The sequence below is a fragment of the Hyphomicrobium methylovorum genome (assembly GCF_013626205.1).
Taxonomy (GTDB): Bacteria; Pseudomonadota; Alphaproteobacteria; order Rhizobiales; family Hyphomicrobiaceae; genus Hyphomicrobium_B; species Hyphomicrobium_B methylovorum.
Window position 1 is genome coordinate 1237392 of sequence record NZ_QHJE01000001.1, and the last position, 22503, is coordinate 1259894.

The window sequence follows — 22503 nt, forward strand, 5'->3', positions numbered from 1 at the left end:
ATATGGGGACCAACTTGGGTCGCGTTATTCCACTCGATGAGGTCCGCGAAACGGGCCAGAAGCTCCAGCCGTTGCTCGACATCGTTGCTGATGACCTCGAAGCCATTAACCGAATAATTCTCGATAAGGCCGTTTCCGAGGTCGATATGATCCCGGAGCTTGCCCATCACCTGATCGACAGTGGTGGAAAGCGGTTGCGCCCCATGCTGGCGCTCGCGTCCGCCAAGCTCTGCGGTTACGACGGCAATGGGCACATCCGAACAGCGTCGGCAGTTGAGTTCATGCACACGGCGACGCTGCTGCATGACGATGTCGTCGACGAAAGCTCGACGCGACGCGGGCGCAAGACAGCGCGCATGATCTGGGGCAATCAGGCGAGCGTTCTGGTCGGCGATTTTCTGCTGGGTCAGGCGTTCAAGATGTTCGTGGACGTCGGGTCGCTGGCAGTCTTGCGCATCATGTCCAACGCCGCAGCGACGATCGCCGAAGGCGAAGTGATGCAGCTTGCGGCCGCCAAGAACACCTCGACGACGGAAGACGATTATCTCGCCATCATCAACGCCAAGACGGCCGCGCTCTTCTCAGCGGCGGCTGAATCCGGCGCGGCACTGACGCAGCGCCCAACGGAAGAACAGGCTGCTCTGCGCTCCTACGGCAAAAACCTGGGCCTTGCATTTCAGCTCGTAGATGACGCGCTCGACTATGCCGGCGACAGCGGGCATCTCGGCAAGTCTGTTGGTGACGATTTCCGCGAAGGCAAGATTACGCTTCCGGTGATCCTCTCGTTCCGCCGCGGTTCGAATGACGAGCGCGGGTTCTGGAACCGGACGATCGCTGAAGGGCAGATCGAAGACGGCGACTTCGAGAGGGCGGTGGCTCTGATGCGGCGGCACAAGGCCATCGAAGCGACGTTCGAGAGAGCACGTTCCTACGGCGCCGTTGCGCGGGATGCTTTAGCGATCTTCCCCGCAAGCCGAGAGAAAGATGCGCTCGAACTTGTCATCGAGTTCTGCATCGGCCGGTCGCACTGAAGCGAGCGCGGATTACATCAGCCGCGTCGGCTTGATCCACCACGAGGGTTGTCGCCGAGCGAGATCGGCGGCTGCGGCTTCTGCTGCGCTCGCTGATTCAAAAAGCGCGAAGCAGGTTGGACCGGCACCGGAAAGCTGAGCGAGCTTGACGCCGTCAAGGCTGCGCAATTCTCTAAGAACGCGTGCGATCTCCGGAATAATCTTTTGGGCCGGCGCTTCCAGATGATTGCCGCGCTCCGCCGCGTAATTCGCAATATCGTCGAACGAAGTAAGGCGCGGCACCTGTTGCGGCGCGGGCGGCGCTTGCAATGCGCTTGCGGCAAGTGACTGAAAGACGGCCGCCGTCTTGTTGCTCGGAACATCGCTGAGCGGATTGGCCAGAACGGCGTGAAGGGTCTCGGGTAGATCCATCGGCGCGATCTGTTCACCGACGCCTGTCATGATGGCTGCGCGGCTTCGTACGCAAACTGGGACGTCGGCGCCGAGCGTGGCGGCCAATGCCGTGAGGTCGCGGTTCGCGCTCGTCGAGAATGTTTCAGCCAGCAGCCTGAGCGCTGCTGCAGCGTCTGCCGATCCGCCGCCAATTCCGCTCGCGACGGGCAGGTTTTTCTCAAGCTTCAGTTTGATTTTGCCCGCTGGCGATGCATCCGCGGCGAAGAACGCAGCGACGGCTTTGTCGATCAGATTGGCTCCCGTGAGCCCGGACGCGAAGGGACCGGTTACGACGGTTTCACCGGTGTCGCCATGCGAGAGGTGCAGCACATCGCGCGCCGTCTCTGCGAAGGCCACAAGGCTTCGCAGCTCGTGGTAGCCGTCGGCACGGCGCCCGAGAATTTCGAGCGTCAGGTTGATTTTGGCGGGCGCGAATTCCGTCTTTGTCATGACTTAGATGAAGACCGGCAGATGCACGAACGGGCGCAACGCGCGCCCGCCGAGGATCATTGCATGTGTAAAGAGCGAGAGCTACTCGACCGCGCGGCCCTGCGTTTTGTTTTCACTTCGGCGACGTAGCGTGTCGGTTCTCTGAACCTGCCGCGTGTTCGTCGCCTTGTGAGCTTCTGCCTTACCGTCGAGCCCGTGCAAGAGCTTCGCCTTGATCTTATCGACGTCTTCCGGCTCCGGTTCGAGCGACAACGCCTGGCTCCACTGGAAGCGGGCTTCACGCTCACGACCGACCTTCCAGAACGCGTCACCAAGGTGATCGTTCAGCGTCGGGTCTTCGGGCTTTATTTCCACGGCTCGCTCAAGAAAGCGCACGGCCTCCTTATAGTTTCCGCGCCGGAAATGCGCCCAACCGAGGCTGTCGACGATGTATCCATCATCGGGTTTCAGCTGGACAGCCTTCTCGATCAGCTTCATCCCCTCTTTCAGGTTTTTACCCTGATCGACCCAGGAATAGCCGAGATAGTTCAGAACCAGCGGCTGATCCGGCGCGAGAGCCAACGCTTTTTTCAGATCGCTTTCAGCCGCCGTCCAGTTCTTCAGACGCTCGTAGGATGTTCCGCGCGCGTAGTAGTAGCCCCAATAGCGCGGATCATTCTTGCCGAGCACCGAGATGGCGCGCGTAAAGTACTTGATCGATTCAGCGTATTCCTTGCGCGCACGCAGGATGTTGCCCATCGCTTCAAGCGGCCGGACATCTTTCGGATCGGCTTCCGCCAAGCGCTCCAAAATAGCTTTCGCCTCATCGGGGCGATCGAGCGAATTCAGATTGAATGCCTTGCGGATGTCGATCGCGCTTTGCAGCGGGGTGTTCGGCGGGATCTTGTCGTAGGTTGCGATCGCGTCGGCGTAACGCTTGGATGCTTCCTGAGCGTTGGCAAGTGCGGCGAGCGCGAAAGCATGATCGGGCTCAGCGTCGAGCGCCAACCGCAGATAGATCGTTCCGAGGCTGATGCCGCCTTCACCGGCCAGCGCTTCGCCGAGACCATAAAACAGTTCGGCCATGCCTTGAGGCGGCGTGCTGACGAGAAGCGGCGTCTTTTCGCGATCCTTGATGCGCGTCAGCATATCTTTGGCGAGCGGGTGAGGATCACCCTGAACCTTCGAAAGCTGTTCGCGCATGATCTGGCGCGCTTGTTTGAAATCACCGCCGTTCGCAGCGTGACGCGCATACGCGAGCGTTGTGCGAAGCGTCCGGCTGTCTTGACGGAACATCTTTTCATACGCCGCATTCGCAACGGCTTTGCGGCCCGCGATGTCGGCGATCAACGCGCGGTGATAGCGCAGATAAAACTGTGCCCAGTCCGGCTGCTTGGGAAGGTCGACCGCCTTCAAGGCACCATCGACGTCACCGGCTGCAAGGCGCGTCCATCCGAGCGCGATGGCGCTGGTGAGTTCACCGATTGGATTTTCCGCGCCAGCTTTGAAACGGGCTTCTGCTTCCGCATAGTCGCCCGCCTTGAATGACGTTACGCCGAGCAGGAACTGCGAGATGCGATGCGATTCATGCTTAGAGGCAAGCTTCTCGGCGAGCGGAATAGCCTTCGGCCAGTTGCCCGACATCGTTTCCATCTGAAACGCGTTTTCGAGAAGGACTTCGTTCGTCGGGTCATGATCAAGCGCACGACCGTAGAACGTGGCCGCATCTTCTGTGTCTTGAGCTGAGCGAGCGAAACGCGCCGCGAGGTAGTTTCCGAGTGCGGAGGATGCGGGGCTATCAATCCCCACTCCGGGTAGCGGAATTTCGGAGCGAGCAGGTGCCTGACTGAAGAAGCCAACAAACGTCAGGGCGACTGCGCCTAACCCCACGCTTAGCAGACGTCCGTGGGATCCCAGCATTGAACTTCCCCTTGTTGCCGGAGCCGCATTGATTCCGAGGCTCCGAGCCTAGCAAAATACTGGCATGGTTGGCGACACGCTTTACGTGAAAAGTAAGAAATGAGCGTGGGGATATATTTATTACAAACAGTTCACGCCCGGCACGCCCCGAATGCGCGCCGTTTCCCCGGCCGCCACAGCCGGCGCGTACCTAAGAAGTTACATTCCGGCATAATTGGGACCGCCACCGCCTTCGGGGCAAACCCAGTTTATATTCTCGCTCGGATCCTTGATATCGCACGTTTTGCAGTGGACGCAGTTCTGCGCGTTGATCTGGAAACGCGCTTCTCCGCTCTCATCGCGCACGACTTCGTAGACTGCGGCCGGGCAATAGCGCTGCGCCGGTTCCGCATAAAGCGGCAAGTTCACCTCGATCGGGATCGAAGGATCCAACAGCTTCAAGTGGACAGGCTGATTCTCTTCGTGGTTGGTGCCCGAAAATGACACGTTCGTTAGCCGGTCGAACGTCAATTGCCCGTCGGGCTTTGGATAGTCGATCGGCTTGAAGTCTGCCGCCTTGCCCGTCGCTGCGGCATCGTTCTTTCCGTGCTTCAGCGTGTAGCCGAGGCCAATTCCCGGAACCAGCGTATTCAACCAGAGATCGGTTCCGCCCAACGCCACGCCCAGCGCGGTACCGAACTTGGACCAATACGGCTTCATATTGCGGACCCGCTTCAGGTCGCGCGCAATATCGCCGGTTCGCACATCGGTTTCGTAGTCCGTCAGGCGATCGTGTTCGCGACCGGCGGAGATTGCGTCGAACGCGGCCTCGCCGGCTGCGATGCCGGACAGCATGGCGTTGTGGCTGCCCTTGATGCGCGGGAGATTGACCATGCCCGCTGCACAGCCAAGCAGCGCGCCACCTGGAAACACCAGATCAGGCATGGATTGCCAGCCGCCCTCGGTAATCGCGCGGGCGCCGTAACCGATACGCTTCCCTCCCTCGAACACGGGGCGGATCACCGGATGCGTTTTGAAGCGTTGGAACTCTTCGTATGGCGACAGATACGGATTGGCATAGTTCAGATGCACGACGAAGCCGACGGCAACGAGGTTGTCGCCGTAGTGATAAAGGAACGAGCCGCCGCCTACGCTGTTGTCAAGCGGCCAGCCAAACGTGTGCTGCACATAGCCGGGACGATGAAGCTCCGGCGAGACGCGCCATAGCTCTTTGAGGCCGATGCCGAACTTCTGCGGCTCGTGTCCCTTCGAGAGATCGAAACGGCGGATCAGTTGTTTTGAGAGCGAGCCACGCGCGCCTTCTCCGAGCAGCGTGTATTTCGCGCGAAGCTCCATGCCGCGCACGAAGTTCTCAGTCGGCTTGCCATCGCGGCCGACACCCATATCTCCGGTCGCGATGCCAACGACGGCACCCTTGTCGTCATAGAGGACTTCAGTTGCGGCGAAGCCCGGATAAATTTCGACGCCGAGTTCAGCCGCCTGTTCGCCGAGCCATTTGCAGAGCGCGCCGAGACTAACGATGTAGTTGCCGTGATTTTTCATCAGCGGCGGCATGGGCCAATTCGGAAGACGGATATCGCCTTGCGGACCGAGAACGAGGAACACGTCTTCAGTGACCGGCGTATCGACAGGCGCGCCGCGCTCTTTCCAATCCGGAATGAGACGGTTCAGTCCGATTGGATCGATGACAGCGCCCGACAGAATGTGGGCGCCGACCTCGGATCCCTTTTCGACGACGACGACGGAGATGTCTGAGCCCGCCTCGGCGGCCTTCTGCTTCAGCCGGATTGCGGCGGCCAAACCCGAAGGGCCCGCACCGACAATCACCACATCAAAATCCATCGCCTCGCGCGGCGGCAACTCCATGTCGTCCGCGACATTCGTCATAGTCGTTCCAATCTCAGATGCCATAATTCCGATTAGGTGCACCTTCCGGGGGCGTCAAGCGGGGGAAATGCCACGATAGCGGCCAAGAACCGACGCGTGCAATTTCGCAAAGGGCCCGGTACGGTCCGGGTATGAGTGCTTCCCTGTCTAATGATCAAATGCTGTCGATGCTCGATTGGTTGCAAGCCATGGGCGTCGACGCGTTTGTTGATGACGTGCCATGCGACTGGCTGGAGCGGGGACAGACGCCGCCTGGCGAGGGTTATGCCTGGCCAAACAGGCCAGTTGCATCATCACCTGCAAATCGTCCCGCCGGGGCTTCTTCGGTTGCTCGACCCGCCGCGGCTCCTGCTCGACCGCGTGCGGCGACGCCCATCGGCGCGAGCGACGCGGAAGCCGGGGCGCGCAAAATCGCGCGGCAAGCCGACAGCCTCGAGGCGCTCGAAGCCGCGTTGAAGCAATTCGATGGTTGCGGGCTAAAATCGACGGCGACGAATCTTTGCTTCTATCGAGGCGCGCCGAAGGCCGATGTCATGTTCATCGGCGAAGCGCCGGGGCGAGACGAAGACTTGGAGGGCAAACCCTTCGTCGGGCGGGCGGGCAAGCTGCTGGACAAGATGCTCGCCGCCATCGGTCTCGATGAAACGCACGTGCACATCACAAACATCGTCTATTGGCGGCCGCCGGGAAACCGCACGCCGACGCCGCAGGAAGCGCTTGCTTGCAGGCCGTTTTTGGAACGGCAGATCGAACTCGTCGCGCCGAAGATGATCGTTGCAGTTGGCGGGGCCGCGGCGAAAGAAGTTCTTGGCGTTTCGGAAGGCATCATGCGCCTGCGCGGTAAGTGGCGCGAGGTTTCGGTGGGCAATGCTACGCTTCCCGCAATCGCGACGCTCCACCCGGCGTATCTGTTGCGCACGCCTGCTGCCAAGCGTTTGGCGTGGCTCGACCTGCTCCAAATTCGTTCGCGGTTGTAGCGGACGCTGGACGAATTCGGGCCGACGAGCCAAATACGCAATAAGCCAATTCCAACAGAGGAAAGCCAATGGCGGGCATTGACGTGGATCGCGAGTTCATTCCGATCCGCATTGCGGTTCTGACGGTTTCTGACACGCGGTCGGCTGCAGACGACAAGTCGGGCGATTATCTTGTGAAGTCGATCGAGGAAGCAGGTCATATTCTCGGCGGGCGTCAGATCGTGCAGGACGATGTGGCGGGAATTCGCGCCATCGTCGGCGCGTGGATCCAAGACTCGGCGATCGACTGTGTCATCACAACGGGCGGCACCGGGTTTACCGGCCGAGACGTGACGCCAGAGGCCGTCAAACCGCTATTCGAGAAGGAGATCGAAGGCTTCTCGATCGTCTTCCACATGCTGTCCTATGCGAAGGTCGGGACGTCGACCATCCAGTCGCGGGCGTGTGGAGGCACGGCGCGCGGCACTTACATTTTCTGCCTGCCGGGTTCGCCGGGGGCATGTCGCGATGCGTGGGATGGCATTCTGAAGCTTCAGCTCGATCACCGGCACCGGCCGTGCAACTTCGTCGAGATCATTCCGCGTCTTCAAGAGCACCTGAAGGGGCGCGGCTAGGTCGAGTTCGCCAAACGCGATCTGTTGTTCTTGATTTGTTCTTGATCTTGGATTAGTTTGGCGATCTCATGGTCCGCCACCAAGACAAAACCTCGCCTGTTGAGCCGCCTCCTGATTTGCAAGGGGAGGAAGCCACAGCCCTGGTCAATGCCGACCGGCGGCGTGGGCGGGGCGCACGATCCAACGTTACGGGCCGGTTCGAAACAGATGCTAGAGCCGAATTCGACGACGGGTGGGAAAGCCTCGGAGAACTCGACGCGTTCAAGACCGAGGTGTTCGAAGACGCCGCCAAGTCCGTCATCTCGCGCAATGACAGCCCGGATGTTTCATTCGGAAGCTCAATCAACCCGTATCGCGGATGCGAGCACGGCTGCATTTACTGCTATGCGCGGCCGAGCCACTGCTATCTCGGGCATTCGGCGGGCCTCGATTTCGAGACCAAGCTCTACGCCAAAACGCACGCCGCGGCCTTGCTGGAAAGGGAATTTGCGAAGCCGTCCTACCAGCCTGAAACGATCGCACTTGGTGGAAACACCGATCCCTATCAGCCAATCGAGCGCAGTCGGCGGATAACGCGGTCCATTCTTGAAGTGTTGGCGCGCACGCAGCATCCGGTTGGCATCATCACGAAATCGGCGCTGGTTGCGCGCGACATCGATATTCTGAAGCCGATGGCAGAACTCGGACTGGCCAAGGTCGCCGTCTCGATCACGACGCTCGATCGGCGGGTGGCTCGGGCCATGGAGCCGAGAGCCGCCACGCCCGCTAAGCGGCTCGAAACGGTGCGGCGACTGTCGGACGCTGGGATTCCAGTCACGGTCATGGTTGCTCCGATCGTACCGGGACTGACCGATCACGAAATCGAAGGCATTCTCGAAGCGGCGCGCTCCGCTGGCGCGCGGGACGCTGGCTATGTGCTGTTGCGACTGCCGCTCGAAATCAAAGACTTGATCCGCGAATGGCTGCACGAAGAATTCCCCGACCGCGCGGATCGCGTCATTTCTCTCCTCCGCTCGATGCATGGCGGGCGCGACTACACGCCGGAGTTCGGGCTCCGTCAGCGGGGCAATGGCCCCTACGCGACGCAGATTGCGGCGCGGTTCCGATTGGCAAAAACGCGGCTTAGCCTCGGCGAAAGCCGGCTGAGTTTGCGCAATGACCTCTTCCTGAGACCTGGAGGCAGGGGACAACAGCTCGAGCTGCTTTGACAGGAGAGCGCCCAGAATGATCAATCGCGCGTATGAGGATCGCCGATTCGCGCATCAGGCCTACGTTCGAACTGGAAGCTGCTGAGCATCAGCTCGGCTCGATGCCGGTTGCGGGCGTGGACGAAGCGGGGCGCGGGCCTTGGGCCGGGCCGGTCGTCGCCGCGGCGGTCATCCTCAATCCGGAAAAGATTCCCGCGAATATCGACGACAGCAAAGCGCTGGACGAAGAATCGCGCGCTTGGCTGTACCGCCGGATCATGAAAGTCGCCATCGTCGGTGTCGGTATCGCAGACGTCGACCGGATCGATCGCGAGAATATCCTCGGCGCGACACTCTGGGCGATGGCGCAAGCGATCGAACAGTTGAGCGAGCAGCCGAAACTGGTGCTCATCGACGGCGACAAGACTCCGCGCACCACGATGCCCGCGCGCGCAATCGTCAAAGGGGATGCGAAATGCCTCTCCATCGCCGCGGCTTCGATCATTGCGAAAGTTACGCGTGACAACCTGATGCGCGATCATGCTCGCAATTATCCGGGCTATGGATTCGAACGGCATAAGGGTTACGGCACGCCGGAGCATCAGGCCGCGATCAATAAACTCGGCGTGACGGTACTTCACCGGCGCTCGTTCAAACCGGTGCAATTGGCGCTCGGCCTACTCTAGCGCACGCTTTCTCCGGCCGTCGCGGGTTGCGCGAGTCCGGGTTGCAGATCGAATCAAAAAATATAGGTCTTTGCGCACCCTAACGCATATCCAAACGCACCTTGGATCATGTACAAAGCTCTCGGCTCGCGTGTGTCCCTCTGCGATAGAGCCGGGTATTTTGTAGCGTAACAGGTTGAGTTCATGAGTCCGCGTCGCGTCAAGGCCCGCTCGGAGAGCGGGAGGATTCTTATCGGTGATTGTCTGAATGAGCTGAAGAAGCTCCCCAGCGCGAGCGTTGATCTCGTCTTTGCAGACCCGCCTTACAATCTGCAGCTCGCCGGCGATCTTCTTCGACCGAACAACACCAAGGTCGATGGCGTCGATGACGCGTGGGATAAGTTTCAGGATTTCGCTGAATACGATGCGTTCAGCCGCGCGTGGCTCAAGGAATGCAAACGCATCTTGAAGCCGGACGGCGCGCTCTGGGTTATCGGTTCGTATCACAACATCTTCCGCCTCGGCGCCGCGCTGCAGGATCTCGGCTTCTGGATTCAGAACGACGTGATCTGGCGCAAAGTGAACCCGATGCCGAACTTCCGCGGCAAGCGTTTCACCAACGCGCATGAGACGATGATTTGGGCGGGACGCGATCGCAAATCGCGCGTGACGTTCAACTATGAAAGTCTCAAAGCCTCGAACGACGACCTTCAGATGCGCTCTGATTGGCTGTTCCCGATTTGCTCGGGGCCGGAGCGTCTCAAGGACGACGGTGGACGCAAGGCACACCCGACGCAGAAGCCGGAAGCTCTGCTTCATCGCATTATCATCGGAACGTCGAAGGTGGGCGACACAGTGCTCGATCCCTTCTTCGGCACCGGCACAACGGGCGCCGTTGCCAAGCGGCTTGGGCGGAAGTTCATCGGCATCGAACGCGACACTGATTATGCGCGCGCCGCGAAGGAGCGGATCGCCAAGGTGCAGCCGTTGAATCTCGACGCAATCGACACGCTGCCGTCGAAGCGCAACGAGCCGCGCATTCCGTTCGGCCAGATCCTGGAACTCGGCATTCTCGAACCCGGCCAGAAGCTGTTCGATCTTCGCCGTAAGGTTCGCGCCGAAGTTCGTGCGGACGGCACGCTCGCGTGCGCGGGCCAGCAAGCATCGATCCATCGTCTCGGTGCGCTGATGCAGGGCAAATCCGCTTGCAACGGCTGGACGTATTGGCACTTCGAGGCGGAAGGAAAACTAACTCCGATCGACGTGCTGCGCTCTGAAGCGAAGCGCCAACTCGGACTCTCGCGGCCTATGGGATTGCAGGCGGCGGAATAACCGCCTGCGTCAGCCGTTGGTCGAAAAGCCGTGCGCGATAATTTTCTTCATCACGGTCGGGAGCGCCTGACCGTGAAGATCGCGACGCGCAACCCAGCGGCAGCGCTCCTGCTCCGCCCAGAGCGTGAAACTCGCGTCGGCGGGGACGAGGGCTCGATAGACCGTCAGTTCCAGACGGAAATGCGTAAAGACGTGAACAACGGAACCGGGCACAGCCACCCATGACGTCGTGACCGGCGCGGACCGCAAGGCTTCGCGGCGCGCGGGCGCTTCGTCGTTCCACGGAGTGGACGGCACTTCCAGCATACCGCCGAGCAATCCGGCTTCAGGACGCTGACGCAACAGCACAGCGCCATCTTCACGCTGGACGAGAAAAGCGACGCCGTATCGTGATGGGCGCGCCGCTTTCTGCGCACGCATCGGCAAGACTTCGGCAAGTCCGCGAGCGTTAGCCGCGCAATCCTGCTGCACCGGACACATAAGGCAAGACGGACGCTTCGGCGTGCATACTTCTGCGCCGAGGTCCATCATGGCTTGCGCAAAATCGCCCGCTCTGCGGGCGGGCGTTAGCGTGGCCGCAAGATTTCGGATTTCGCATTTGGCACCAGGGAGCGGCTGCTCCACGGCAAACAAGCGCGATACGACACGCTCGATATTGCCATCGACGGGCGTCGCTTTTTCGCCGAATGCGATCGCAGTTATCGCGGCCGCCGTGTATGGGCCGATACCAGGCAGCGCGAGAAGTTCGGCTTCCTTGCGCGGGAATGCCCCTCCGTGGTCGCGAACGATTGCTTCCGCACAGGCCTTGAGATTGCGGGCACGCGAATAATAACCGAGCCCGGCCCACTGCTGCAGAATGGCTTCGAGCGGTGCATCCGCCAACGCCGCGACCGTCGGCCAGCGCGCGATGAACTTCTGAAAATAAGGGATGACGGCCTTGACGGTCGTCTGCTGCAGCATGATCTCGGACAGCCAGACGCGGTAGGGATCGGCCTTCTTGCGTGGACCATAGCGCCAGGGCAGATCACGCCGCTCGGCCTCGTACCAGGCTAACAGAGCCGCAACCGTGGCCGGTCCTGCCGGGCGCAGCGGCAATTGTCTCTGACGGTGCTGCTGCGCGCCCATGCGTCCCCTGTATGTCTCTCATTGCGGGGCTATCGAATCGCAATGTCGATGGTAGACGTACTGTACGACACCACAAGTCAGTCCGGGGGCGAAGTCCGTTGAAAGATCAGCAATCCCGTTTTGCTGCCCGCTCATTGCCAGTCGACAGCCGGACCGGGCGCGGGTTCCGCGGCCGTGCCGTCGGATCGTTTTTGCCCAAGGTCGTTGCGGCAGCTTTCGAGCGATACGGCTTTCATACCGCAGAAATCCTGACGTCGTGGGAAACAATCGTCGGCGCCGATCTGGCCCGGCTGACGCGGCCGCAATCCATCAAGTGGCCGCGAGGCAAGGGCCGCGCTGAAGCCGAAGAGGACGGCAGCGCAACCGGCGGCGCAACGCTTCTGATCGCATGCGAGCCAGCATTTGCGCTCGAAGTCGCGTACCGGAAGAACGACATTGTCGACCGCATCAACCGCTATTTTGGCTATCGCGCTATTGCTCAACTCCGTGTTTTGCAGGACGCCCGGGCATTGGAAGAAGCGACCTCGCCCGCCGCTGGGTTTTCGCGGCCGCGCGCGCCTTTCCAGCGGGTGGAAACCTCTGGCGATCTCGCTTCGGCTCTCGAAGCCCTCGAGGGCAACGTTCGCAGCAGGTCTCGCATCCGCTGAGAGCTGTGGGGCGCGACACGCATTATCGCGCTGTCAGTTGCCATGGAGCGCGGTTTCGGCGTATTTCGGCGGCATAACTCAGCAAGGACAGAGCGCCCAGTGCGCATTCCTTTGCCATGGTCGTAAGGAGCCATAACCTTGAAAGCGCTTGTAAAAATTCTTTCCCTCAAGGTCTGGTCGCGACCGGCCCAACTTGGACTTGCAGCGGCTGTGGCCGTAACGAGCTTCTCCATCTTCGCTGCTGACTCCGGTATGGCCCAGCGTAAGCAGGGTCCCGAGCAGGTATCGGTGGAAGAGCTGATGAAGCCGGGTGATCTGCCCGAGCTTGCAGTTGGCAAAGCGGACGCACCCGTCACGATCGTCGAATATGCGTCGATGACGTGCCCGCACTGTGCCCACTTCTCGAAGGACGTGTTCGAGAAGCTGAAAGCGAAATACATCGATACGGGCAAAGTCCGTTTCGTCTATCGCGAGTTCCCGCTGGATAACCTCGCGGCCGCCGCCTCGATGCTGGCGCGGTGCGCGGGTGGCGACAAGGCTTTCCCGCTGATCGAAACGTTCTATGCGAAGCAGGAAGACTGGGCTTTTGTCCAGGGGAACCCGGTTCCGAAGCTTTTCGACATCGCAAAGCAGGCGGGCTTCACCCAGGAGAGCTTCGACAAATGCCTGACGGATCAGAAGCTTCTCGATCAAATCACCGTGCAGCGGACGCGCGCGACTGACGCGTTTGGCGTGAATGCCACACCGAGCTTCTTTATCAATGGCAAGCGCTTGCAGGAAACGCCAACGCTCGAAGCTTTCGATAAAGTGCTTGAGCCGCTCGTGAAATAACCTGGAAGTCTAAATGCTCTTTGCCCGCCGATCCGGACTGGCCGCTGCCGCTGTAATCTCTCTGATGCTCAGTGGCTGCGGCGCGAACCTTCCGCCAACGGCGAGCATATCGAACGAGATGTCGGGCGCGGGGGCGGCTTATCCGTCCATCGCGGCCGAAAAACCCGAAGGGATGCCAAGGCCCTTCGGTGATCCTACGGCTTCAGGCGGCGGCGGTCGCGAAGTGATCGCCGAGCCGACCATGGCCGATATCATGGCGCCAAGTCCGCTGCCGGAAATGAGTTGGGGCAGCGCAACTGCGCCGGTGACGATCGTTCAATACGCATCGCTCACATGCCCGCATTGCCGGCATTTTCACGAGACAGTCTATCCGGAACTGAAGCGCCGTTTCATCGACACGGGCAAAGTACGCTTCATCCTGCGCGAATTCCCCATCGGCAAGACGTCCGGCAACGCGACAATCGCGCTGAGATGCGCCGCACCCGACAAATATCTGGAACTCTATGGGAAGTTCATGGAGCAGCAGGCGTCATGGGTCTCACAAGAGGTGCGGCTAGACCCCATTTTTGCTGTGGCACGACAGGTGGGGATGACTCGGCCGCAGTTTGACGCTTGTCTTCAGAATCAAGGCATGATCGCCAATCTCACGTGGGTGAAGGAGCGCGGGCGCAAGCTCGGAATCGTCGGAACGCCGAATTTCTTCATCGGCACCAAGCTCATCAAGAAAGAGCTGACGATCGCCGAGATCGCCGACTACGTCGAACAGGCTGGCCAGCGTGGCACGCCGACGGCGGCGGCAAGTCCCTAGGCGGATTTGCAACGGTCCTGAGCCAACGCGACACGGCATCGAGGACTCCGAGACTAAATGAAAATCACGCGTCTACGGCTTCTGGGTTTCAAGTCTTTCGTCGATCCGACCGAACTCGTGATCGAGCCGGGACTGACGGGAGTCGTCGGGCCGAACGGATGCGGAAAATCCAATCTGCTTGAGGCGCTTCGCTGGGTGATGGGCGAAACGTCGTACAAGTCGATGCGCGCCGCGGCGATGGACGACGTGATCTTCTCCGGCACGACGTCGCGGCCGGAGCGCGGCAGCGCCGAAGTCACGATGTTCCTCGATAATAGCGCGCGGCGTGCGCCAGCCGAATTCAACGGCGGCGACGTGATTGAAATCACGCGGCGGATCGAGCGCGACGCGGGCTCTGCGTATCGGATCAACGGCCGCGAAGTCCGCGCGCGCGACGTCAAGGTTTTGTTCGAAGACGCGGCGACTGGCGCGCGATCACCCGCGCTCGTGCGGCAGGGGCAGATTGGCGAACTCGTCAATGCGAAGCCCGAACAGCGCCGCCGTATTCTTGAAGACGCGGCAGGTATCGCCGGGCTGCACACACGCAGACACGAGGCCGAACTTCGCCTCAAGGGCGCGGAAGCAAACGTCGAGCGGTTGAATGACGTCGTCGGTCAGCTTCAATCTCAGACAGAAGCGCTGAAACGGCAGGCACGTCAGGCGCGGCGTTACAAAGAGCTTTCGGGCGACATCCGGCAGCATGAGGCGCTCTCCATGCATCTCGCATGGCAGGACGCGCAAAAGAGCGTCGAACACGACGAGGCGCAGCTTACCGACGCCATGACTCGCCTTGGGGCAGCGACGGAAGCGGAAATCAAATCCTTCAACGAAGAATTGCGCCTTTCCGAAGCGTTGCCGCCGCTGCGCGAAGCCGAAGCCGTGAAGGGCGCCGCACTCGCGCGACTGAAAGTCGAACAGGAAAACCTCGACAGGGAAGCCACGCGAGCGGCCGAGAGGGCGCGCGAACTCGAAGGGCGCGTAAAGCAGCTCGACGCCGATTTGCATCGCGAATCCGGCTTTATTCGCGAAGCCAAGGAAACTCTTGTTCACCTTGATGCCGATCTTAAAGCCATCAAGGAGGCCGACCTCAAGGCCGTTGAAGATGAAGCCAACGAGCGCACAAATCTCGAGAAGGCGGAAGCTCGCCGGGTCGAAACAGATGCGCAGTTTGCCGACATCACGCATCGCGCTGCGGAGGCACGGGCTCGGCTAAGGAGCCTTGAAGAAGCGCTGGCCGAACGCAAACAGCGCGTCGCGACGATCACGAAACAGGTTGCCGCGTTCGACACGCAAATCGCGGACATCACTGCAAAGGCTCCGGATGCGGAACAACTTGCCAGCATCTCGGAACACGGGCACGCGCTCGGGCAAGAGATCGGCAAGATCGAAGCCGATACGCTCGCGGCGGAAGAAGCCGTTCGGACAACGCAGACGGATGCGCGCGCTCGGCACGATGAAGCGCAGCGCGTGCGTCTGGCGGCGAACGCGTTTTCGACCGAGCGCGAGACGATTGCGAAATTGCTGGCACGTGCCGACGATGGCACCTATCCGCCAGCTGTCGATCAGATCCGCGTTTCGCCCGGTTACGAGACTGCGCTCGGCGCAGCACTGGGCGATGATCTCGAAGCACCAATCGCTGCTGAGGCGAGCGTTCACTGGCGCCACCTTGACCTGCCAGCGGAAGAGCACGCTCTACCGGCCGATGCAGAACCTCTCGTTTCGCATGTCGAAGCTCCGCAGGAGCTGACGCGACGGTTGCGCCAGATCGGCGTTGTGAAGCGTTCTGAAGGACAGCGTCTGCAGCCGCATTTGAAGCCGGGTCAGCGTCTTGTTTCGCGCGAGGGCGATCTCTGGCGATGGGATGGTTTCGTCGCTGCGGCCGGTGGCGTGACGCCCGCTGCACAGCGCTTGGCGCACAAGAACCGCTTGCTCGAACTCGATCGCCAGGCGCAGGCCGTTCTCAATCAGGCGAAAGACACGATCGACGCCGAACGCGCCGCGCAGGAAGCAGCGCAAAACGCGCAAACGGAAGAACGTCGCCTTCGCCAGTTGTGGCGCGAGAAGCAGAACGAGCTGGCGCAGGTTCGCCAGCAGTTAACGTCGCTCGAAAAACTTCAGCGTGAAAGCGAAACACGTTTGGCTGCGGTTTCGGCGCAGCGGTCTCGCGCTGATGAAGAACTTACGCAAGCACAAGCACGGCACGTCGAGATCGAAGCGCACATCGTAACGATGAGTGAAGGCGAAGATCTCGAGCCGCTTCTGAAAACGGCGCAAGCCGACGCGGAGACAGCGCGGCGCGAGGTTTCTGAAGCTCGCGTGCGCTTCGGCAGCATCGAACGCGATCGACAAATTCGCGCGGAACGCATTCGTCACGTCACGGCCGACATCGCGCGTTGGCAGACGCGCCAGCAGAGCGCCGAACAGCAGGTGTCCTCTCTGGATACCCGCCTTACCGAGGCGCGAGGCGAGATTGAAGCCAATGCAGAGTTGCCAGCTCGCATTGCGGCCCAGCGCGAGGCGTTGCTTTCTGCCTTGTCAAAGGCTGAAGACGAACGGCGCGGTGCGGCCGATGCATTGGCCGAAGCCGAGACGGCGATCAAAGCGGCAACCGACGCTCTGCGAGCTTTCCAGGCTGAAGTATCGAGTGCGCGGGAAGCGAATGCGCGTATCGAGACGCGGCTTGAGAATGCCCGTCAGCGGCGCGGGGAAGCTGCACGGCACATTCGCGAAGCCTTCGAAGTCGCGCCGGAAGCATGCCTAGCGATTGCCGGGTTGAAGGAAGGCGCGGATATTCCGCTACTCGCCGACGTCGAGAGGCAACTTGCGAAGCTGAAAGCCGATCGCGAGCGGCTGGGTGGCGTGAACCTTCAGGCCGACGAAGATCTCATTGAAGTCGGCAATCAGCTCGGTGGCCTCGTTGCCGAGCGCGACGATCTTGAGCAAGGCATTGCCAAGCTGCGCGTTGCGATTCAGCAGCTCAACCGCGAAGGCAAGACGCGGCTCGATGAGGCCTTCATGACAGTGAACGGCCACTTCGAACGGCTGTTTACGCATCTCTTTGGTGGCGGTGAAGCGCGCCTCGAAATGATCGAAAGCCCTGAAGATCCGCTCGAGGGCGGACTTGAGATCATCGCCAAGCCGCCAGGAAAGAAACCGGCGACACTCTCGTTGCTCTCGGGCGGCGAGCAAACGTTGACGGCACTCTCTTTGATTTTCGCAGTGTTCCTTACGAACCCGTCGCCGATTTGCGTTCTCGACGAGGTTGATGCGCCGCTGGACGATGCCAATGTCGACCGCTTCTGCAAACTGATGGAGCAAATGGCGAGCGAGACGTCGACACGCTTCCTCGTAATTACCCATCATCCGATGACCATGGCGCGTATGAACCGGCTGTTCGGCGTGACCATGGTGGAGAAGGGTGTTTCGCAGCTCGTTTCCGTAGATCTGCAGACAGCGCAAAGCTTCAGGGAAGCTGGCTGAGCCACCCTACCAGGGGAACCTGATCAGGCCTGAGACGTTCCATTTCAAACCTTAAGTGGAATGGAGGTCATCGTGGCCAATCAAAAGTATTCGCCGACTGAGGGCGAGGTTGTGGGCACCACTGATGTGCGCCAAGGCAACTCGAAAAAGATGAATCTGCGGATTCTTATCTTTTCGACGACGCTCCTGGCATTGATCTTTGCCGGATTCCTGTTCGGCTTCTTCTCAGCCACGCCGCCGCAAATGGACGGCACAGCGCCGCCGACGGCTCATACCCAGCCTTCCGGTACGATGGCGCCCGCTACGAATACGGCGCCTGAAGCTCCAGCGCCTGCCAATCCGGACACCTCAGCCCCGCAAAATCAAGCTCCGGCTCCTTAATTTTGAATTCGCGTGAGCTTAGACGCAGCCGCCGTTATCCTGATGAAGGAGCGGCGGCTGCGCCGTTTCGCCGTACCTATCGAGACCGGGCGCACACGCCCAATTTCTTGACACCATAATACCCCCTAACTATGGTCCGCGCCGTTGATACCCCTCAGCGGCCGTTTTCCGCATTTCTGGATGGATGAACCATGTCAGAGGATGGCAAGGCTCAGCGTCCGGAGCAGGGACAGATCAGCCCAGAGGACCGTGAGGCTATTCGCCGAAGGTCGGAGGATATCGGCCGGAAACTCGACGCGGTCAAATCTCGTCCGCAGATGGGTGAACGCCCGAAACGCGAAAGCAGTCAGGCAGATTTCGGCGCGGCATTCAAATTTGCCTCCGAATTGGTCGTGGGTGTGATCGTCGGCGGCGGCTTAGGCTGGGCGCTGGATAAGCAATTTGGCACGGCGCCTTGGCTGATGGTCGTATTGGTCATCCTGGGCTTCGCTGCAGGTCTTCTCAATGTTGTCCGTGCTGCTCAGCAGGCACAGGCAAAAAACGAGGCGCAGCAAAAGGCGGCGCCTTCAGTCAAAGACGACGACGAATAAATTAGGGGGTAGAGCTTGGCCGCTGAAATCGCAGAAGGTGCCGCCCACCACCACGGGCCGATGGATCAGTTCGAGATTCAGCGCCTCTTCCATTTCGATCTGTTCGGATACGACCTTTCGTTCTCGAACTCATCGCTGTTGATGGTCATTTCGCTGCTGTTGATCTCCGGGTTCATGATTTTCGCCATGAATGGGCGAGCCTTGATCCCCACGCGCATTCAATCGCTCGCCGAACTCGTTTACGAATATGTAGCCGGCATCGTCAAAGAATCGCTCGGCGAAGAGGGGATGAAGTATTTCCCCTGGGTCTTCTCAATCTTCATTTTCATTCTCGTTCTGAACTTCCTGAGTCTCATCCCGGGATCGTTCGCAGTCACGGCGCACATCATCGTCACGTTCGCGCTTGCCGCGATGGTCTGGCTGATTGCGACGGGTATCGGCTTCTACAAGCACGGCGCGGGTTATCTGCGGCTCTTCGTTCCGGCGGGCGTGCCTCTCTGGCTGCTCGTCGTCATCGTGCCGATCGAGCTCATCTCTTATCTCATCCGTCCCATCAGCCACTCGGTTCGTCTGTTCGCCAACATGATGGCCGGACACACGATGCTCGAAGTTTTTGCCGGCTTTGCCGTGATGCTTCCCTGGTGGGGTAAAATCGCGCCGGCTGGCTTCATGGTTGCCTTCACCGGCCTCGAAGTTCTTGTCGCGTTCCTGCAGGCGCTGATCTTCACGGTTCTCACCTGCATCTACCTGAACGACGCAATCAACATGCACCACTAATCCGGTTCTTCGACCGGAGCGACAATTCCAACAGCTTATGAAGCAAAGGGAGACTTAGAAATGGATCTTCAAGCAGCGAAGATGATCGGCGCAGGCCTTGCCTGTAGCGCGCTGATCGGCGCCGGTGTTGGCATCGGCAACATCTTCGGCAACTACCTGTCGGGCGCTATGCGCAATCCGTCGGCAGCTCCTGGCCAGTTCACCAACCTCCTCATCGGCTTCGCTCTCGCTGAAGCAACCGGCCTCTTCGGCCTGCTGATCGCTCTCATCATCCTTTACGGTTGAGAACTGAGGCGCTGCGATAACCGGAGGATAGGATGCTCGCCGGCACGACAATTCTGCTCGCGGCTGCCTCCGAGGCGGCCGGTGAAGCCGCTAAGGGAGGTCTGCCGCAGCTCGATCCGAGCCACTTCGCGGCTCAGCTCTTCTGGCTGTCTGTAATCTTCGTCGCCTTGCTATTTATCATGAGCAAAGTCGCGTTGCCGCGTGTCGGTGACGTCATCGAAGAACGCCGCAGCCGGATCAAGCGCGATCTCGAGGCCGCAGCCCGTCTCAAAGACGAGACGGACCAGGCTCTCGCGAACTATGAAAAGGCCCTGGCGGACGCGCGTGCAAACGCATCCGGCATCGCGAAGGAAACGCGCGACAAGCTTTCGGCGGAAACTGACAGCGAACGTCAGCGCGTCGATCAGCAGATCGCAGCCAAGCTGCAGCAAGCGGAATCGCGGATTGCAGAGACGAAGTCGAAGGCGGTCTCCGCTATCGGCGAAATCGCCTCTGACACTGCCCGCGCTGTCGTTTCGAAGCTCATCGGGCAGGACGTCTCGCCGGATGAAGTAAAGAAGGCGCTGCAGCCGGCACCCGGCGAGTGAGGACACATCATGTTTGATCCGAACAATCCGCTATTTTGGGTGCTCGTCGCGTTTCTGACATTTGTCGGTATCGTGATCTATTTCGGGGTGCCGTCGGCTATCGGTAAGATGCTGGACGACCGCGCTGAAGCGATCCGTCGCGAACTCGACGAAGCTCGGAAGTTGCGGGAAGAGGCGCAAGCCCTTCTGGCGGACTATCAGCGCAAAGCACGCGAAGCCGAGACAGAAGCCCAGTCGATCATCGATCAGGCAAAGCGTGAAGCGGAGACGTTGGCCGCTGACTCGCGTAAGGCCCTTCTGGAAAGCCTCGACCGGCGTTCCAAGATCGCTGAAGAGAAGATCGCACGGGCACAAGCTCAGGCTTTGAGCGAAGTACGCGCGACGGCTGTCGATACGGCTATCGAAGCAGCACAGAAGATCCTGAAGACGCGGGCAACCGGCAACGTCAGCGATTCTCTGATCTCGCAATCGATCGGCGACCTTCGCGGCAAGCTCAACTGAGCTTCGAGCCTCGACCTGAAACTACAAAAGCCAAGCTGAAAAGCTTGGCTTTTTTGTTTGTGCGAGATGCTGCGCGTGTCGTGACGATCTCTGTGATCTGAGACCGGAGGCGGCTGCGTTCGTCAGCCAGCCCCGTCCGCGCGGCTGTCAAAGCCAACGATCAACTCGAATTCGCCAGGCCGCGATCCTTCGGGAATCGGGAACGTAACGGTGTGGACGGCCGAGAAGTAGCTGATCGGCTTATCCATGCCCATGTTGACGTCAACCTTCACCCGCTCCGTCGCGATGCGTGCGCGCTTCGAATCATTGACGACGACGGCGACGGGCAGCGACAGTGCGCCGGCCTGTCCCTTAGGTCCAAGAAGGACACGTCCGGAGAAGCCGTATTTCACGACGACGCGGCCGGGTTCGACCTGGCACTCACGCGCTGTCTTGGTGATTTCACCGCGCTGCGTGACGGCCATGGCATCGCCCACGTGGCCAGCTTGATAGAACGTGATGTAACTGTCGTGCGGCGCAATTCGCAGGCGCGGGCAGCCGCCATCCACGTCACTGGGTGTTGTGCTGCTGGTGGCATTCGGCTCGGAAGATATTGCCGCATCAAGCAGCTGATCCTCAGACACTTTCGACACCTGCGTCCCCTCGGACGAGCCGCCGATCATTCCGCCGCTTAGGCCAGACGTCAAAGATGACATGCCGCAGCCGCCCATAAACAGGCTTGCCGCGCCGACCGAAGCGATCGCGGCTGCCCGAGCGGCTGTGCGCCACTCAACGCGTGCCGCACCTGCATCCCCGCTTCCCCCGCATGGATGCCGATGTTCCGACTTGAGCAATACGCTCCCCCGAAGTTCTATCCCCATGCCCCTTGTATTGTCAGAAAAGGACCGTAGCATCCGGCGCAAGTTGCATCCAACCGCATTTTCCGACTCGACGGTTGAGTATAAAGACGTCTGCTCTTCCATATCGGGCCTTAACCAATTGAAGTGATTGTGCCGAAACCACCGCTCAAAATTATGCTTGCTGCGCCCCGGGGCTTTTGCGCCGGCGTTGATCGCGCGATTCAAATCGTAGAACAGGCTTTGACCAAATTTGGCGCTCCCGTCTACGTTCGACACGAAATCGTACACAACCGCTATGTTGTTGAATCCCTGAAAGCCAAAGGCGCCGTTTTTGTGAAGGAGCTGGATGAGATACCCGATACCTCCCAGCCCGTGATCTTTTCGGCACACGGCGTCGCCAAGACCATCCCGGAAGCCGCGAAAAACCGGAACATGTTCGTCGTGGACGCAACCTGTCCACTGGTTTCGAAAGTCCACATCGAGGCGGCTCGCCACTTCGAGCAGGGGCGCGAGATTGTGCTCGTCGGGCACGCAGGACACCCCGAAGTCGTCGGCACACTTGGGCAGCTTCCGCCGGGCGCCATCACTCTCATCGAAACGGCCGACGACGCGCGCGCATTCGAACCGCGTGATGCTTCGAAACTTGCCTTCATTACGCAGACAACGCTCTCGCTCGATGATACGGCCGAGATCGTCGGCGTGTTGAAGGAGCGGTTTCCTGGTATCGGTGGCCCGGTCAAGGAAGACATCTGCTACGCCACCACCAACCGGCAGAATGCAGTCAAGGCGATCGCTGAGAAGATCGACGGGCTGATTGTTGTCGGCGGGCCCAAGAGTTCGAATTCGCTTCGTCTCGTTGAAGTGGCCGAACGGTTCGGATGCCGCTTCTCCGTTCTCGTAGAGCGGGCGAGCGATATTCCGTGGGAGAAGCTTGAGGGCGTGACGTCGGTTGGAATAACGGCCGGGGCTTCGGCACCTGAGTTGATCGTCGAAGAGGTCGTCGAAGCCTTCCGCGCGCGCTACGAGGTCGAGATCGAAGTTGTGACGACGCTGGAAGAGCGCGTCGTCTTCAACATACCGCGTGACGTCAGGGTAACGCGTACCCCTGCCGAGCAGCGATAACCCCAAATCGGCCCGGA

At 60.2% G+C, this 22503-nt stretch carries 22 protein-coding genes; 17 read left to right on the forward strand and 5 right to left on the reverse strand.

Annotated features, from left to right (window positions below; all coding sequences use genetic code 11):
- Positions 1–2 precede the first annotated feature (2 nt).
- Positions 3–1031, forward strand: coding sequence for a polyprenyl synthetase family protein (locus DLM45_RS06055; protein WP_246317177.1), 1029 nt, complete (start codon positions 3–5; stop codon positions 1029–1031).
- A 12-nt stretch (positions 1032–1043) separates the two neighbouring features.
- On the opposite strand, the gene DLM45_RS06060 is transcribed toward DLM45_RS06055, so the two are convergent.
- The 3 genes from DLM45_RS06060 to DLM45_RS06070 all read right to left on the reverse strand — a co-directional run bounded on the left by DLM45_RS06060 (position 1044) and on the right by DLM45_RS06070 (position 5699).
- Positions 1044–1913: a 4-(cytidine 5'-diphospho)-2-C-methyl-D-erythritol kinase gene (locus tag DLM45_RS06060; RefSeq protein ID WP_181336284.1), complete on the reverse strand. Its 870-nt coding sequence runs from the start codon at positions 1911–1913 to the stop codon at positions 1044–1046.
- Positions 1914–1994: 81 nt separating this feature from the next.
- Positions 1995–3812, reverse strand: a complete 1818-nt coding sequence (locus DLM45_RS06065) for a tetratricopeptide repeat protein (protein WP_181336285.1) — start codon at positions 3810–3812, stop codon at positions 1995–1997.
- Between the two features lie 198 nt (positions 3813–4010).
- Positions 4011–5699 carry an electron transfer flavoprotein-ubiquinone oxidoreductase gene (locus DLM45_RS06070; protein WP_181336286.1) on the reverse strand — a complete coding sequence of 563 codons (1689 nt, stop codon included), beginning with the start codon at positions 5697–5699 and terminating at the stop codon, positions 4011–4013.
- A gap of 131 nt (positions 5700–5830) precedes the next feature.
- Between DLM45_RS06070 and DLM45_RS06075 the strand changes: the two genes are divergently transcribed.
- From DLM45_RS06075 to DLM45_RS06095, 5 genes are all read left to right on the forward strand, one after another.
- Positions 5831–6676, forward strand: a complete 846-nt coding sequence (locus tag DLM45_RS06075; protein WP_246317179.1) for a uracil-DNA glycosylase — start codon at positions 5831–5833, stop codon at positions 6674–6676.
- A gap of 68 nt (positions 6677–6744) precedes the next feature.
- A complete protein-coding gene (moaB, locus tag DLM45_RS06080) occupies positions 6745–7290 on the forward strand; it encodes a molybdenum cofactor biosynthesis protein B (RefSeq protein WP_181336287.1) in 546 nt (181 codons plus the stop codon).
- Between the two features lie 68 nt (positions 7291–7358).
- Positions 7359–8498, forward strand: a complete 1140-nt coding sequence (locus tag DLM45_RS06085) for a PA0069 family radical SAM protein (RefSeq protein ID WP_181336288.1) — start codon at positions 7359–7361, stop codon at positions 8496–8498.
- A gap of 32 nt (positions 8499–8530) precedes the next feature.
- Positions 8531–9163 (forward strand): ribonuclease HII, encoded by a 633-nt coding sequence (locus DLM45_RS06090; RefSeq protein WP_181336289.1) that lies wholly within the window; start codon positions 8531–8533, stop codon positions 9161–9163.
- A gap of 183 nt (positions 9164–9346) precedes the next feature.
- Positions 9347–10474, forward strand: a complete 1128-nt coding sequence (locus DLM45_RS06095) for a site-specific DNA-methyltransferase (RefSeq protein ID WP_181336290.1) — start codon at positions 9347–9349, stop codon at positions 10472–10474.
- 9 nt (positions 10475–10483) lie between these two features.
- Here the strand turns inward: DLM45_RS06095 and mutY are convergent, their stop codons facing one another.
- Positions 10484–11599, reverse strand: a complete 1116-nt coding sequence (gene mutY, locus DLM45_RS06100; RefSeq protein WP_181336291.1) for an A/G-specific adenine glycosylase — start codon at positions 11597–11599, stop codon at positions 10484–10486.
- A gap of 191 nt (positions 11600–11790) precedes the next feature.
- Here mutY and DLM45_RS06105 point away from each other — a divergent pair, with 191 nt between their 5' ends.
- The 10 genes from DLM45_RS06105 to DLM45_RS06150 all read left to right on the forward strand — a co-directional run bounded on the left by DLM45_RS06105 (position 11791) and on the right by DLM45_RS06150 (position 20525).
- Positions 11791–12246, forward strand: a complete 456-nt coding sequence (locus DLM45_RS06105) for a DUF721 domain-containing protein (protein WP_246317180.1) — start codon at positions 11791–11793, stop codon at positions 12244–12246.
- A 138-nt stretch (positions 12247–12384) separates the two neighbouring features.
- Entirely contained in the window at positions 12385–13077 is a 693-nt protein-coding gene (locus DLM45_RS06110; RefSeq protein WP_181336293.1) for a DsbA family protein, read from the forward strand.
- Positions 13078–13090: 13 nt separating this feature from the next.
- Positions 13091–13885: a DsbA family protein gene (locus DLM45_RS06115; RefSeq protein WP_181336294.1), complete on the forward strand. Its 795-nt coding sequence runs from the start codon at positions 13091–13093 to the stop codon at positions 13883–13885.
- A gap of 57 nt (positions 13886–13942) precedes the next feature.
- Positions 13943–17404, forward strand: coding sequence for a chromosome segregation protein SMC (gene smc, locus DLM45_RS06120; RefSeq protein WP_181336295.1), 3462 nt, complete (start codon positions 13943–13945; stop codon positions 17402–17404).
- 72 nt (positions 17405–17476) lie between these two features.
- The gene (locus DLM45_RS06125) at positions 17477–17785 is read left to right on the forward strand and encodes a hypothetical protein (RefSeq protein ID WP_181336296.1); all 309 of its coding nucleotides are present in this window, start codon (positions 17477–17479) and stop codon (positions 17783–17785) included.
- A gap of 191 nt (positions 17786–17976) precedes the next feature.
- Positions 17977–18375, forward strand: a complete 399-nt coding sequence (locus tag DLM45_RS06130) for an AtpZ/AtpI family protein (RefSeq protein WP_181336297.1) — start codon at positions 17977–17979, stop codon at positions 18373–18375.
- A 60-nt stretch (positions 18376–18435) separates the two neighbouring features.
- On the forward strand, positions 18436–19152 hold the full coding sequence (locus DLM45_RS06135) for a F0F1 ATP synthase subunit A (RefSeq protein ID WP_181338204.1): 717 nt from the start codon (positions 18436–18438) through the stop codon (positions 19150–19152).
- A gap of 60 nt (positions 19153–19212) precedes the next feature.
- Positions 19213–19437, forward strand: coding sequence for a F0F1 ATP synthase subunit C (locus DLM45_RS06140; protein WP_013216842.1), 225 nt, complete (start codon positions 19213–19215; stop codon positions 19435–19437).
- Between the two features lie 32 nt (positions 19438–19469).
- Positions 19470–20024, forward strand: a complete 555-nt coding sequence (locus tag DLM45_RS06145; RefSeq protein ID WP_181336298.1) for a F0F1 ATP synthase subunit B family protein — start codon at positions 19470–19472, stop codon at positions 20022–20024.
- Between the two features lie 9 nt (positions 20025–20033).
- Complete coding sequence (locus DLM45_RS06150) at positions 20034–20525, forward strand: F0F1 ATP synthase subunit B family protein (protein ID WP_181336299.1); 492 nt, start codon at positions 20034–20036, stop codon at positions 20523–20525.
- Between the two features lie 122 nt (positions 20526–20647).
- Here DLM45_RS06150 and DLM45_RS06155 read toward each other — a convergent pair whose 3' ends face one another.
- Complete coding sequence (locus DLM45_RS06155; protein ID WP_246317183.1) at positions 20648–21220, reverse strand: hypothetical protein; 573 nt, start codon at positions 21218–21220, stop codon at positions 20648–20650.
- 318 nt (positions 21221–21538) lie between these two features.
- On the opposite strand from DLM45_RS06155, the gene ispH reads away from it, so the two are divergent.
- Entirely contained in the window at positions 21539–22486 is a 948-nt protein-coding gene (gene ispH / locus DLM45_RS06160; protein ID WP_210269910.1) for a 4-hydroxy-3-methylbut-2-enyl diphosphate reductase, read from the forward strand.
- The last annotated feature ends 17 nt before the right edge of the window (positions 22487–22503 follow it).

What these genes read in the sequence shown, in the direction of transcription:
- DLM45_RS06055 (WP_246317177.1), top strand. Translation starts at nt 3, where the DNA reads ATGGGGACCAACTTGGGTCGCGTTATTCCACTCGATGAGGTCCGCGAA.
- DLM45_RS06060 (WP_181336284.1), bottom strand. Translation starts at nt 1,913, where the DNA reads ATGACAAAGACGGAATTCGCGCCCGCCAAAATCAACCTGACGCTCGAA.
- DLM45_RS06065 (WP_181336285.1), bottom strand. Translation starts at nt 3,812, where the DNA reads ATGCTGGGATCCCACGGACGTCTGCTAAGCGTGGGGTTAGGCGCAGTC.
- DLM45_RS06070 (WP_181336286.1), bottom strand. Translation starts at nt 5,699, where the DNA reads ATGACGAATGTCGCGGACGACATGGAGTTGCCGCCGCGCGAGGCGATG.
- DLM45_RS06075 (WP_246317179.1), top strand. Translation starts at nt 5,831, where the DNA reads ATGAGTGCTTCCCTGTCTAATGATCAAATGCTGTCGATGCTCGATTGG.
- moaB (WP_181336287.1), top strand. Translation starts at nt 6,745, where the DNA reads ATGGCGGGCATTGACGTGGATCGCGAGTTCATTCCGATCCGCATTGCG.
- DLM45_RS06085 (WP_181336288.1), top strand. Translation starts at nt 7,359, where the DNA reads ATGGTCCGCCACCAAGACAAAACCTCGCCTGTTGAGCCGCCTCCTGAT.
- DLM45_RS06090 (WP_181336289.1), top strand. Translation starts at nt 8,531, where the DNA reads ATGAGGATCGCCGATTCGCGCATCAGGCCTACGTTCGAACTGGAAGCT.
- DLM45_RS06095 (WP_181336290.1), top strand. Translation starts at nt 9,347, where the DNA reads ATGAGTCCGCGTCGCGTCAAGGCCCGCTCGGAGAGCGGGAGGATTCTT.
- mutY (WP_181336291.1), bottom strand. Translation starts at nt 11,599, where the DNA reads ATGGGCGCGCAGCAGCACCGTCAGAGACAATTGCCGCTGCGCCCGGCA.
- DLM45_RS06115 (WP_181336294.1), top strand. Translation starts at nt 13,091, where the DNA reads ATGCTCTTTGCCCGCCGATCCGGACTGGCCGCTGCCGCTGTAATCTCT.
- smc (WP_181336295.1), top strand. Translation starts at nt 13,943, where the DNA reads ATGAAAATCACGCGTCTACGGCTTCTGGGTTTCAAGTCTTTCGTCGAT.
- DLM45_RS06130 (WP_181336297.1), top strand. Translation starts at nt 17,977, where the DNA reads ATGTCAGAGGATGGCAAGGCTCAGCGTCCGGAGCAGGGACAGATCAGC.
- DLM45_RS06135 (WP_181338204.1), top strand. Translation starts at nt 18,436, where the DNA reads ATGGATCAGTTCGAGATTCAGCGCCTCTTCCATTTCGATCTGTTCGGA.
- DLM45_RS06140 (WP_013216842.1), top strand. Translation starts at nt 19,213, where the DNA reads ATGGATCTTCAAGCAGCGAAGATGATCGGCGCAGGCCTTGCCTGTAGC.
- DLM45_RS06145 (WP_181336298.1), top strand. Translation starts at nt 19,470, where the DNA reads ATGCTCGCCGGCACGACAATTCTGCTCGCGGCTGCCTCCGAGGCGGCC.
- DLM45_RS06150 (WP_181336299.1), top strand. Translation starts at nt 20,034, where the DNA reads ATGTTTGATCCGAACAATCCGCTATTTTGGGTGCTCGTCGCGTTTCTG.
- DLM45_RS06155 (WP_246317183.1), bottom strand. Translation starts at nt 21,220, where the DNA reads ATGTCATCTTTGACGTCTGGCCTAAGCGGCGGAATGATCGGCGGCTCG.
- ispH (WP_210269910.1), top strand. Translation starts at nt 21,539, where the DNA reads ATGCTTGCTGCGCCCCGGGGCTTTTGCGCCGGCGTTGATCGCGCGATT.